This window comes from Natrinema gari JCM 14663 (genome assembly GCF_000337175.1).
GTDB lineage: Archaea > Halobacteriota > Halobacteria > Halobacteriales > Natrialbaceae > Natrinema > Natrinema gari.
On record NZ_AOIJ01000043.1, the window covers coordinates 1 to 11,892 of the forward strand.

An 11,892-nucleotide genomic window follows, 5' to 3' on the forward strand; every position below is an offset into this window, starting at 1 on the left:
CTATCACTCGCTCGAGCGTCCCATCTGAGCATGGGAGCAGACAACCCGCCACCGACTGACGAGAAGCTTCCCGACGAGATCTACCACGATCGAAATCTCCTCGCGATCGCCTTCGCGAAGGCGATGCGACTCACCTGGGGACCGGACACCACGGGCTGGTATCGCCACGACGACTGGCCGGTCGTCTGGGTCGACACGCCAGCCGGCCAGCAATCCTGGCACGTCACCCCCGACCTCGAGGATGTCCTCGAGCGCTCACCACTCGACAAGCGTGAGCCGATCGGCGGCTACGACGGCCACNAATCCTGGCACGTCACCCCCGACCTCGAGGATGTCCTCGAGCGCTCACCACTCGACAAGCGTGAGCCGATCGGCGGCTACGACGGCCACTCGCGGACGCTCAAGAACTGTCGATTCGCCCGCTACATCACCGGGGCCTACTGATGACCGAACGGATCGAGTTCGGCTCGAAAGCGGCGGCCGACAGTTTCCGCGACGAGTACACGGACCACCTCGTCGTCGGGGCTGCCGTCGGTCGTCTTCACGTCGATCAGCTCGAGGAAGTCGATGGACTCCCCATCAGTAGGTTCTGGGAACGCGCTCATGGGCCGTGGAACACCTCCGGTAGGTCATGTGGCCCGTTCTCACAGACGCGACGGGGGAGGCCGCCGGGAGAGGTCTCAGTTGTCATACGGCCACCGCAGTGCGGACAATGCCGGCTCACACGTCCCACTCTCTGCTATGGGATTCGCCAGACGGCGCGGGGCCGTGTTTTGAAACAAGTTCCACTCCAAATTTTCGGCCGTCTCAAACAGGGTGAAATCGCAAGACGGCGGGCTCTTCGGTGTCTGCCACGAATCGACGAGGAAGGAAGTCCGCCCTCCCCGATTTGAACGGGGGGCAAGTCGATCTACAGTCGACTGCTCTACCAGTCTGAGCTAAGGGCGGGCGCACTCAAACGTAGCCGCCGTGGTACACATAAGGGTTATTATTCGAGACGAGGGAAACCTGTCAGCGATCGTGATCGGCAGCATGATTGATATAGCAGGCGTGATAACACGGGAGCAACTCGCCAATGAGCAAGATCACGTTCCGTGCCGACGACGATCTCGTCGAGCAACTCGAGGAGTTGGACCGCTCCAAGAGCGAAGCGATGCGGGAGGCGCTGCGCTCGTATCTCGAGTCCGACGGGTCGGCGCGGAGCGGTGGGGACCGGAACTGCGATTCGGAGGGCGCGATCGACGAACTGGTTCGGAACCGGGTCGACGAACGACTCGAGACGCGATTGCGTGAATTCGGACTCGAACGTGTGGACGCGCGACCACCGTCGACGGATCCACACGCCGTTACCGTCACCGTCTCGCTCGAAGGGGAACCGCGGTCCGACGAACGCGTCGATCTCGGGCGCACGCGTGAGACGCTAATAACTCAGCCGGCCGACGACGGGGACCCGGCACGGACTCACGAGCCGTCGGACACGCCGCCCGGTGACGGTGACATCCAGTGTAACCAGTGTGGCGACCACCTCGAGGAGGACCATGTATACTGCCCCAACTGCGGCGAAAAGGCCTCCCGACGGTTGTTCTGTGACTGCGGCGACGAGGTCCGTTCGGACTGGTCGTTTTGTCCTGGGTGTGGTCGTCGGACGCCGGCGGCGGATGTCCTCGAGTCCGACAGTCACCAGTACTGACCGGTGTAAGACACGGAAAGTCAGACTCGGCGAAAGTTTTATTATTCCGGCCGAACTTCCAATTATTCGCGTAAGACGGATTGTCTTACACCCGTCGAAAAGACGGAAAACCGCCCGATGTCGGGCAGTTCCGCCGTAAGACACGCCGCGTCTGACAGGGGCGCGCCACCGTCTTACCCAACGGGGAATACAACCATGGAGCGTGTGACACTGCGAATCCCGAAACAGCAGATCGAGGAAGTAGAGCAACTGGTCGACTCGGGCGAGTTCCCGAACCGGAGCGAGGCGATCCGGTCGGCCGTCCGTGAGATGATCAACGAGCAACAGGACGGACCAAGCGAACAGTCCGGTAAACGCAACTGGGCCAAGGTGTAACGATGCAGGATATCGTTCAGGATGCCTTAGAGAACGCGGAGGAAGAGGCCCGGGAGATGGACGCCCCGATGGACGACGACGAGTTCGGGGAGCCACGAATCGTCATCGTCGGCTGTGGCGGTGCCGGTAACAACACCATCAACCGGTTGTACAACATCGGCGTCGACGGTGCTGACACCGTGGCGATCAACACGGACAAACAGCACCTCAAGATGATCGAGGCCGACACGAAGATCCTCGTCGGCAAATCGCTCACGAACGGGCTCGGAGCCGGCGGCGACCCGTCGATGGGCGAACGCGCGACCGAGATGGCCCAGGGAACGATCAAGGAAGTGCTGGGCGATGCGGATCTCGTCTTCGTGACCGCGGGGATGGGCGGCGGGACCGGCACGGGTGCCGCCCCCGTTGTCTCGAAAATCGCCAAAGAGCAGGGTGCGATCGTCGTCGGGATGGTCTCGACGCCGTTCAACGTCGAGCGCGCCCGCACGGTCAAAGCCGAGGAAGGCTTAGAGAAGTTGCGCGATCAGGCCGACTCGATCATCGTACTGGACAACAACCGACTGCTCGATTACGTCCCGAACCTGCCGATCGGGAAAGCGTTCTCGGTGATGGACCAGATCATCGCCGAGACGGTCAAGGGCATCTCGGAGACGATCACACAGCCGTCCCTGATCAATCTGGACTACGCCGACATGTCCACGATCATGAATCAGGGCGGCGTCGCGGTGATGCTCGTCGGCGAGACCCAGGACAAGAACAAGACCGACGAAGTCGTCAAGGACGCGATGAACCACCCGCTGCTCGACGTCGACTACCGCGGCGCGTCGGGTGGTCTCGTCCACATCACCGGCGGCCCCGACCTCACGCTGAAAGAGGCCGAGGGTATCGCCGATAACATCACCGAGCGCCTCGAGGCCTCGGCGAACGTCATCTGGGGCGCGCGCATCCAGGAGTCGTACAAGGGCAAGGTGCGGGTCATGGCGATCATGACCGGCGTGCAGAGCGCGCAGGTGCTCGGTCCAACGACCCAGAAGCAGGCCGACAAGTCCCGCCAGAGCATCGAGGGGGTGACCGAGGCCGACTTCGACGCGAGCAAAAACGTCGAGACCGGCAGCCCCGAGTTCGGTGCACAGAGCGACGGCGGCCGCAACGAGGTCGAGCGACAGAACGGCGTCGACGTGATCCGGTAGTCGCGACGGACCGGCACGACCGCACGGCTGACACACCACCGTCGTGCCGGTCGTCCCTCGAGTTCGCGATCGCGTTTTTTCGACACACGACGCGGCAGTGGCGACCCTCGACTCGGAATCCGCGCCGGGCCACCGATACCGAGAACGTGTCATGTCCGGCTGCTCGACGGTTCGTTCGTCGAACCGGCCGTTTACGGCCGTATACGGGCAAGAGTACCGATACGTCGGGGGACCCGACCGACCACGACTGTGGGATGACCGGGTCCGGACTCGAGAGTATCACCCAACGGAGGGGAGAACGGGCGTCCCGTCAGACCAGGGCCTCGAGCAGCGAGCACTTCCGGCACACGTCTCGCGTGGTCGTCGACCCGCACTCGGCGCAGTCCTGCAGCTCGGCCCCGTCGTCGCCGGCGTACTTTTCGGCGGCGATCGTCGCGAGTTCCTCGTATCCCGAGAGGATCGAGTGGCGAGTGCCGGGATGGTTCTCCTCCAAGTCATAGAGGAGTTGCTGGATCTCGCCGCGGTACGCCTCGCTCGCGTGGGGACATTCGGTGATGTGGGCGGGCAAATCGTTGACGTGGGCGTAGAGGGCGACTTCCTTTTCGGGGACGTCCCGCAGCGGTTTCGCCCGCGGGACGAACTCGTCTTGCTCCTCGCGCTCGGAGAGGGGGCCGAGGCTGGCGTCGAAGTGTTTCGCCATCTGTTCGACATCGCCCTCGAGGACGTTCATCAGTGCGGTCTGTGCCTCGTCGTCGAGATTGTGGCCGGTGAGAAGGAGATCGGCCTCGAGCTCCTCGGCGTATTTCGAGAGCAGGTCCCGCCGGAAGACCCCGCAGTAGGCACAGGCGGCCATGTTCTCGGGGTCGTCCTCGACGACGTCGTCCATCCGGACGCCGAACTCATCCTCGTAGCTGACGAGTTCGTGGCGGATCTCGAGGTCCTCGCAGAGTTCCACACACGCCTCGACGGACTTGTCGCGGTAGCCTTCGATCCCCTCGTGAATCGTCAGCCCGACGAGTTCGATTCGGGGGTCCTCTGCGAACGTGTCGTGGAGGATCCGCGTGAGGACGACGCTGTCCTTGCCACCCGAGAGGCCGATCACCCAGGTTTGGGGGGTCTCGGGCGTCGCGTAGTGAGGAACGAGATCATCCCTGCGGACTCGACGGCGCACCCGCTTTTCGACCGACTCGCGGAAGTGATCCGCACAGAGGTGTGCCCCGGAGTAGGCGGCGTGCATGACCGCCTCCTCGTCACAGCGGTTACAGTCCATTAGCGGTCCGTTGTCGGTCGCCGCCAATCACGGTTTCGTCTGGCCGAGACGACCGACGGCCGCTCCCGATGGGGTCCGACAGGGTATGCGGTGCGGTTGGCCGCAGTCAGCGTGCGCCGAGGGAGGCCGGCGTCGGACGGACCCGAGTGGCTTCAGGCAGGAGCCGGTTCCCGCTCCTCGACGGCGGCGGAGCCGTTCTCGAGGGCGGCGAGCAGGCGGTCGACGTAGTGGTCGCGGGCGGCCGAGGAGAACAGTTCGTGGCCGCCGTTGTAGAGGACGACGTGTTCGGCGGGCACTCGCTCGCCGATCGGCCGGAGGCTGACGACGGGATCGCGCAGCGAACAGAAGACGACCGCGTCGTGGTCGATGGTCAGGAGTTCGTCCTGTGCGCGACGGGTCTCACGGACGAACGCCGGCGAGACCCACGACGGCGTCGTCTCGATCTGGTGGTCCGTCGTCCGTTCACCCAGCGCGTCCTCGTCGAGGTCGCCGATCGGGAGACACGGGAAGGTCGTCGGGAGGGTCGACACCGCATCCAGCAGCGGCTCCGGGAAGTTCTCGCCGTACCCCCACCACGGACTCAGGTAGACGTGGTTGTCCGCGCCGTCTAAGGCCTGTGCGATGAGCGCCCCCGCGCTGTGGCCCAGCAGCTGGTATGCCCCGAGGTCGCGGACGTACTCGGCGATGGGCTCGAGCCAGTCGGCTTTGAAATCGTCGATATTCGTGGGGAGTTCGAACGCGTGCACGCGGTAGCCGGCGTCGGTCAACTGCCCGATGAGCCAGCTGACGTTCTCGTGGGTCCAGCGGTTGCCCCAGCCCATGACGAAGACGAGATCCTCGTCGCCGTCCGCGTTGAAGATCCGGTGTCGCATAGGATTCCGTTCACCGGGAACCGATAAAAAACCTGATCTCTCACTGCGGTGCTCGAGACGGTCGCAGTGTCGTGGCAGTGCGGCCGCGACTGCCGGGCACGAGGCCGCGGAACCGCTGACGGGTGTCGCGATCGGCACTGAGAAACGGCTTTGCGCGTCGACGCCCAAGGGAACCCAATGACAGGATTTGACCGCAGTGACGCGGTCGATCGCCTCGCGGAGATCGTCGATACCGTCGCGAACGAGCGGATGCCGGTCCCGGTCCGCGAAGTGTGGGCCGTCGGCGACGTTGCGCTCGGTCTCGATCCGGTCGAGCGCCTGGACGTTTACGTGGCCAAGGATGTCCTGCTGCGCGACGACAGCGAGCCGACCGCCGCGAGCGCCGATGGGGATGAGTCGGACGAACGGGACCCGAATGCCCGGTTCCGCGAGTCTCACGGCATCGAGGGCGTCGGGAAGTCCGTGCGGGCGGACTGGGCGGCCGAGTTTCCCGACTCGCTCCGGGCCAATGCGAACGGCCACGCCGCGCCCGAACGGTGTCTCGCCGCGCACCTCCTTGCGGACGACGAACCCGTCCATCTCGAGGTCTGTAACTCGTCGTTCGAGGACAACGTCACACAGCGGCTGCGGGGTGCACAACTGCGCGAGGACTACACCCAGTTGCTCGATCCGCGCGGGGTCTGTCTCTGGGCCGAGGGGACCAGAAGCGACGAGGCGTTTCGGAAGCTCCGAGCGGGCGACCTGGCGCTGCCGACGCTGTCGGCGGCCCTCGAGATGCTCGGGCTGGACGACGACGAAGCCGAGACGGCGGCCCGCGAACTCCACGCCTGGCGCGACCGGCAAGACGGCGTGACGGTTCGGGGCGATGTCGTCTAACGTAACCGTTGGCGTCGATGGTCGATCCGCATCCACGCCGCCATCGTGCGACTCTCAGTGGATATCAGTCCGGCCGAACCACAGTTGGCTCGCAACGAGGAAGGCAAGCGTCATCGCAACGAGCATCCCCGCCCCGACGAGATCGTAGTGTCCCTCGAGCAACACCGCGTTCGGGTCGTAGTAGCGCATCGGTGCGATCGAACCGACCGTCTCGGCGTCGGTGCCGGTGAGCAGCGATTCGGACAGGAAGAGCGCGAACGTGACCCCGAGCGCGACCCGCTGAGCGATCGCCGCGCGATCGAAGACCACCGACGCGAGCAGGCCGATCCCGGCGCAGGCGAACAGATACGGGATCGACAGCAAGTGGACCGCGAGCACGTCCGTGGCGGCGAGGGGGTGGTCGATCAGTCGCGCACCGATGAAGACGACGACCGGCGGCAGGAGGTTCGCACCGACGATCGGCACCGCCATCGCGGCGAACCGCTCGGCGACCAGCCGCCGCCGGGAGAGCGGCATCGAAAGCAGGACGTCCATCCGACCACGATCGACATCGTCGGCGATCGTGCCCGCCGTACTGTAGGCCAGATACAGGCCGAGCATGATGACCCACCCGAATGTGTACAGCTCGAACGAGAGGAATCCGCCGAGACTCGTCATCGTTTGGACGCCCATCACCTGCAGGATCGGGTCGGGATAGGCGGCAAGCAACTGGTCGAGGTCGACTTCGGCCTCGAACGACGGGTAGACCCAGATGACCATCGCGGCGAGCGCGGACAGTCCGACCGAGAGGGCGATACTCCCGCGAACGCGGCGTCGGCCGTCGTACCGTGTCAGTTCAAACATCGCCGCTCCCACCCCGGTCAGTCCCGGCCGCCGCCTGCTCGGTCGCGGGGGGTGCATCGGCCGCATCACTGCCGTAAAACCGCATGAAAACCTCTTCGAGCGGCGCTTCCTCGATCGAGAGGTCGACCAGCCGGTACTCCCGGATGGCCGCGAGCAGGGCGTTGATGTCGCCGGTGAACGTAAATGCGTATTCGGTCCCGTCGCTCGGGCCAGCTCCGTCGTTGGACTCGAGCCCGTGAACGCCGTCGACCTCGAGCGAGCGAATCGGGATCGGCTCGTCGGCGTGGAGTCTGACGAACTTGCCGCTCCTGTCCAACAGCGATTCGACGGGGTCGACCGTGACCAACCGTCCGTCACGAATGATCCCGACGCGGTCACACAGTTTGCGGACCTCGCTCAGGATGTGCGAGGAGAAAAACACCGTCAGTCCCACCTCCCGTTCGGCTCGGACGAACTCGTTGAACCGCTGTTGGAGCAGGGGATCGAGCCCGCTTGTCGGCTCGTCCAAGATCACCAGCTCGGGATCGTGCATGAACGTCGTCACCAGTCCCAGTTTCTGTACGTTGCCCCGCGAATACTCCCTGATTTCGCGGTCGAGCGGTGGGTCGAACAGCTCGAGCACCTCCGCGCTGCGCTCGTCGCCCTTGAGCGATGCGTGCAGGTCGAGGATCTCGCGACCGGTCGCCGTCTCGTCGAACGCCGGATCGTCGGGGAGGTAGCCGAGTCGGCGTTTGGCCTCGAGGAGTTGCGCCTCGTCGGTCACGTCCCGACCGAGCAGCCGGACCGTTCCGGCGGTCGGGGAGAGCAGTCCGAGTACCGTCCGGATCGTCGTCGTCTTCCCCGCGCCGTTCGGGCCGAGGTAGCCGAAGACCTCGCCGCGCTCGACGGCGAACGTGACGCCGTCGTTGGCGCGCACCTCGCCGTAATCCTTCGTGAGCCCCTCGAGTTCGATCGCTGCCATACCGACCCCGTCGACGGCCGGCCGTATGTAACCGGGCGTCGATCCACCGTCCGCCGCCAGAACCGGGTTGGACGCGGTCGGAATCCCCGTTCGTGTCGACTGGGACCCGTTACGGGACGATCTGGGTCAGGATCGTCGACTCGATCTTTCGCAGGTGGCCGCCAACCGTCCCCCCGGTACAGCCCAGCTCCTCGCCGATGTCGTCGTGGGTCACCGCTCGCGGAACGTCGTAGTACCCCATATCGACGGCGGTCCGGAGGATCTCCTGTTGACGGGCGGTGAGCTGGGAGAACAGCCGATCCGTGTTCGGTTCGTACCGCCCCGTCTTGAGAAGTTTGAGCCTGATCCCGTCGGGCACGTCCGGAACGGCCGCCTGAAAGCTCTTCACGTCGCCAATCATCGTGACCCGCAGGCCGCCACGGCGGGTGAATTCGAGGGGGGTATCGTAGATGAATTCGAACTGTCTGAGCATGCTCAACAGCCCGACGAGTCGGTCGTGGGCCTCGAGGTGGATGTAGGCGTGGTGTTCGCCGTCGGCGCTCGAGAGTTGGTACTGGTTGACCATCGGCGACTCCGACAGGATCGACTCGAGAACGGTTCGTTTCCCCGAGAACCGGTAGAGCGCGACGATCGTCTCGTCGGCAAGGAGGTTGACGTTATAGAGGAGTTCACGCGTCACATCGGGGTGGTCCGCGATCCGCCGATCGAGCGGGTGCAGTCCCTCGTCGTCGGGGATAATAACGCATTTCGCGTATCTCATCGTCCGACAGTCACGACATCGTACACGTATTTTTCAGTATCGTTCAACATATATTCGGCCAACCGTAACTTACGGCCTCGATCGCCGACGTAGCCGTCGAGCACCCGCCGCCGCGCCGACGTCGCAGCCGTCACTGGTGTCACTGTGGCCGTTGCCGCCGCTGCGAGGGTCCCGTGGAGTCGGGACGAACGCGGTACAGCAGACGATACTCCCGTCGGTTCCAGTCCGCTTCGTTCGCATGCTCTGACACGAGCGGTTCTTCCCGATAGGCGTTCCCCCGCGTTTCCACGACCTTTTATATCGGGTGAGGCGGACCCCGTTCAGTTCCCCTCGAGCGACTGTCGTGGCTTCCCGATCGGCACCCATTGATTACCCCCGTAATATTTCCGCTCGATCGGTTATAAATGCCCCCGTATACAAGGAGGAAAAATGATCCGAGGCCGTGTTGGGTGTGCACCTGTGACGTTCGAAATGACACCGCAATATCAAAGCGGACACGGCGTGAGATCGGCGAATAGGACGAAAGCGGCCGAATCGATCGTTCGGGGGTGGGTCTAGTATGTATCGCCGAAAGCGACTCGCGGTCGGGACCTGCGCCTCGTTTCTGGTCGTCGCCATAGTCGGTCTCGTCGTCCTCTCCTCGGGGACGGCCTACGCGACGGCGATGGCCACTGCCGAGGGTGGCGGCTTTACCGTTACGGCCGACGAGATCAGGTCGGACGAGTTCCTCCTCTATCCCAGCGTCGGGGAGAACACCGAGGGGACGACGCCAGTTGCCGTCGTCGAACAGCGCGGCGTCGAGATCGACGGCATGGTCCTGAGCGGGGAGAAGTCCATTCCCATGATCGATGGCTCGATGGAGATCTCGTTCGCCGCCGACGAGACGGTCAAGGCCGACGAGCAGTACATCAAACTCACCGACTTGCAAGCCGAGGAGGCGACGTTCAACGGACAGGTCGTCAACGCTCAAGCGAGCGACAATCCGGAAAAACAGTTCCAGCAGACGGCCGGCGAGAACGCCGATCCCGAGGACGGCTACCTCACGGACATCTCCGGCGGCAGTCCCGGGATGGTGCAGAAAGACGTCGAGATGGATGCGGTGTACCTCGCCTCCAACGAGATCACACTCCCCGGTCTCAACGTCGACGTGGAGTTCCACCCCGACGGGTGATCGTCCATGTCGTCCGAAAGCGGCCAGAACGAGTCCGAGACGCTTCCCGCACGGGTCCGTCGGTGGATCGGGACCCGATGGAGTCGGTTCACCGCCTGGCGGAGGGGCCGCCCGTTCCTCGGTGGCAGCCTGCTGTGTCTGGCCGGCCTCCTCATCACGTGGGTCCCGATGCGAATCCTGCCGGATATCGCCTTCATCGGCGGAGAGATGGCGGGCTTTCTCGCGATCGGTGCTCTCTTCGGCGTGTTCGTCGTTCTGTCGGGACTGTACGCGCTGTCGAGGCCCGCTCGAGCCCACGGAGCCGGCGTCGTCGGGATCATCCTGTCGATCTTCTCGCTGTTCGGATCGCTCGGCGGGTTGCTGGTCGGCATGCTGCTCGGCATCATCGGCGGGAACCTCTGTATCGCCTGGAAGCCAAGCGGCGACGCCGTCGACGAGGCCGTCGCCGAGCCGAGCGTGATCGACAAAGCGGCGGCCCGGATCAACGCGGGGTTCGCTCGCCTCGTCGGCACGGTCGTCCTGGGCTGTCGCGCGGGCCTCGAGCGCATCAAGCGGCGGGGGACCGACGAGTGACGCCAGGAAGAACGCGACCGACGGACCGTCCCAACGCATGATTCGGACCGGTACGCTCGCCGTCGTGTTGGCGGTTGCTCTTGGTGGGGCCGTGGTCGGATCGACCCACGTTACCGGCCAGACCGACGAGCGAGACCTCACAGTCGACCTCGACGGGATCGATGGGGCGACCGTCTGCGTTCAGCAACTCACGTCGGATACCAACCGCGTCGTCGTCCGAAGCGGGGGCGAGAACGTCACGATCTACCTCGACGAAACCAGACGCGTCGACCTCGGAGAGACGCGGTCCTCAGCGGGAGCCATCGTGTTACGAACCGATCGGCGAAACGCGACGCTCAACGACCTCGCGGCGGCCGAGGAGTGTTTCACGGCGCAGCGCACTGACGTCGTTGTCGATGTCCGCTCGGTCGAGTTGCAGAACCTCGCCGTCACCGGGTATGGCGTCGAAGTTGGCCCGCAAAGCGACATCCCCGCACCTGCCCCGTTCGACCCACCGCACGAAAGCAACGGCCAGGGCGGTAACGGTGACAACCGAAGTAACGAGACCGATCACCGAGGGAACGAGACTGATCACCGAGGGAACGAGACTAACGATCAGGGTAACGAAACGGATCGTCGGCCCGGGGAGACCGATCGACAGGACGACGAAAGCGACGGCGACCCTCGAGAGACCGAACGCGACGGGTCCCCGGGTGACTCGGGTGGCGACTCTCCGTCGCACGACTCCGAGGACAAGCGCGCGGATCCCGACAGTGACCGGACGGCACCCACGGTCCCCTCAGACACCGACGACACCGAGACGCCGGCGCGCGAGCGAGCGACTCGCGACGGACCCAGTGCCGATCGGGCACGCGAGCCATGAGCGACCACGAGGAGACGCAGCCATCGTTCGCGACGGTCGACACGGGGATCGTCCTCCAAGCCGCCGCCGTCGGGGCGTTCGTTTCCCTCTCCTCGCTTCTGGTACCGCTTTTCGCGCGGATCGGCGGCGGCATCGTCGCCGGCGGTATCGCCGCGTACGCCGCCGGCCGGATGGCGACCGGGCTCGCGTACGCGGTGACTGCGAGCGCGCTCGCCGGTGGCCTCGCGGGGTTCTGCATGGCGTTTGTCGGTGCCCTCTTCGGCCTGTATACCGAGCCGCCGCTGTTCGTGTTCGCCTCGATCGGGCCGCTCAGTCCCGGGCTCTCCGGACTCGGTCTCCCGAGCGTCGTGTTGCTCGCCATCACCTTTTCGCTGCTGACCGCCGTCGACGGGCTTGTCGGCGGTCTGATCGGCAGCGGACTCCGGCTGCTTCGGCCGTGGTGACGGGAT

General features: G+C 64.8%; 15 protein-coding genes and 1 tRNA gene. 9 read left to right on the forward strand and 7 right to left on the reverse strand.

Going from position 1 to position 11,892, the window contains the following annotated elements; genetic code table 11:
* Positions 1 to 30 precede the first annotated feature (30 nt).
* Positions 31 to 444: a hypothetical protein gene (locus C486_RS22775; protein ID WP_008454485.1), complete on the forward strand. Its 414-nt coding sequence runs from the start codon at positions 31 to 33 to the stop codon at positions 442 to 444.
* On the opposite strand, the gene C486_RS21630 is transcribed toward C486_RS22775, so the two are convergent.
* Both C486_RS21630 and C486_RS06725 read right to left on the reverse strand, forming a co-directional pair.
* Positions 438 to 605, reverse strand: a complete 168-nt coding sequence (locus C486_RS21630) for a hypothetical protein (protein ID WP_169316573.1) — start codon at positions 603 to 605, stop codon at positions 438 to 440. The genes C486_RS22775 and C486_RS21630 overlap by 7 nt on opposite strands.
* 269 nt (positions 606 to 874) lie before the next feature.
* Positions 875 to 948: transfer RNA gene (locus C486_RS06725), tRNA-Tyr, on the reverse strand.
* Between the two features lie 127 nt (positions 949 to 1,075).
* Here C486_RS06725 and C486_RS06730 point away from each other — a divergent pair.
* From C486_RS06730 to ftsZ, 3 genes are all read left to right on the forward strand, one after another.
* On the forward strand, positions 1,076 to 1,690 hold the full coding sequence (locus tag C486_RS06730) for a double zinc ribbon domain-containing protein (RefSeq protein WP_008454486.1): 615 nt from the start codon (positions 1,076 to 1,078) through the stop codon (positions 1,688 to 1,690).
* 195 nt (positions 1,691 to 1,885) lie between these two features.
* Positions 1,886 to 2,065, forward strand: a complete 180-nt coding sequence (locus C486_RS06735; protein WP_006185704.1) for a ribbon-helix-helix domain-containing protein — start codon at positions 1,886 to 1,888, stop codon at positions 2,063 to 2,065.
* Between the two features lie 2 nt (positions 2,066 to 2,067).
* Entirely contained in the window at positions 2,068 to 3,255 is a 1,188-nt protein-coding gene (gene ftsZ / locus C486_RS06740) for a cell division protein FtsZ (RefSeq protein ID WP_008454487.1), read from the forward strand.
* 310 nt (positions 3,256 to 3,565) lie between these two features.
* Here the strand turns inward: ftsZ and ncsA are convergent, their stop codons facing one another.
* Complete coding sequence (gene ncsA, locus C486_RS06745; RefSeq protein WP_008454488.1) at positions 3,566 to 4,525, reverse strand: tRNA 2-thiolation protein NcsA; 960 nt, start codon at positions 4,523 to 4,525, stop codon at positions 3,566 to 3,568.
* A 152-nt stretch (positions 4,526 to 4,677) separates the two neighbouring features.
* On the reverse strand, positions 4,678 to 5,397 hold the full coding sequence (locus tag C486_RS06750) for an alpha/beta fold hydrolase (RefSeq protein WP_008454489.1): 720 nt from the start codon (positions 5,395 to 5,397) through the stop codon (positions 4,678 to 4,680).
* A gap of 177 nt (positions 5,398 to 5,574) precedes the next feature.
* On the opposite strand from C486_RS06750, the gene C486_RS06755 reads away from it, so the two are divergent.
* Positions 5,575 to 6,273: a DUF7095 family protein gene (locus C486_RS06755; protein ID WP_008454490.1), complete on the forward strand. Its 699-nt coding sequence runs from the start codon at positions 5,575 to 5,577 to the stop codon at positions 6,271 to 6,273.
* A gap of 54 nt (positions 6,274 to 6,327) precedes the next feature.
* On the opposite strand, the gene C486_RS06760 is transcribed toward C486_RS06755, so the two are convergent.
* From C486_RS06760 to C486_RS06770, 3 genes are all read right to left on the reverse strand, one after another.
* Positions 6,328 to 7,116: an ABC transporter permease gene (locus tag C486_RS06760; protein WP_008454491.1), complete on the reverse strand. Its 789-nt coding sequence runs from the start codon at positions 7,114 to 7,116 to the stop codon at positions 6,328 to 6,330.
* The gene (locus C486_RS06765) at positions 7,109 to 8,077 is read right to left on the reverse strand and encodes an ABC transporter ATP-binding protein (RefSeq protein ID WP_008454492.1); all 969 of its coding nucleotides are present in this window, start codon (positions 8,075 to 8,077) and stop codon (positions 7,109 to 7,111) included. The genes C486_RS06760 and C486_RS06765 overlap by 8 nt, the downstream gene beginning before the upstream one ends.
* 109 nt (positions 8,078 to 8,186) lie before the next feature.
* Positions 8,187 to 8,837, reverse strand: a complete 651-nt coding sequence (locus C486_RS06770; protein WP_008454493.1) for a helix-turn-helix domain-containing protein — start codon at positions 8,835 to 8,837, stop codon at positions 8,187 to 8,189.
* A 559-nt stretch (positions 8,838 to 9,396) separates the two neighbouring features.
* On the opposite strand from C486_RS06770, the gene C486_RS06775 reads away from it, so the two are divergent.
* The 4 genes from C486_RS06775 to C486_RS06790 are packed head-to-tail and all read left to right on the forward strand — an operon-like array spanning position 9,397 to position 11,886.
* Positions 9,397 to 10,008, forward strand: a complete 612-nt coding sequence (locus C486_RS06775; RefSeq protein ID WP_008454496.1) for a DUF6230 family protein — start codon at positions 9,397 to 9,399, stop codon at positions 10,006 to 10,008.
* Between the two features lie 6 nt (positions 10,009 to 10,014).
* Entirely contained in the window at positions 10,015 to 10,581 is a 567-nt protein-coding gene (locus C486_RS06780; RefSeq protein ID WP_008454498.1) for a DUF6114 domain-containing protein, read from the forward strand.
* A 37-nt stretch (positions 10,582 to 10,618) separates the two neighbouring features.
* Positions 10,619 to 11,443, forward strand: coding sequence for a hypothetical protein (locus tag C486_RS06785; RefSeq protein ID WP_008454500.1), 825 nt, complete (start codon positions 10,619 to 10,621; stop codon positions 11,441 to 11,443).
* On the forward strand, positions 11,440 to 11,886 hold the full coding sequence (locus tag C486_RS06790) for a hypothetical protein (RefSeq protein ID WP_008454502.1): 447 nt from the start codon (positions 11,440 to 11,442) through the stop codon (positions 11,884 to 11,886). The genes C486_RS06785 and C486_RS06790 overlap by 4 nt, the downstream gene beginning before the upstream one ends.
* Positions 11,887 to 11,892 lie beyond the last annotated feature (6 nt).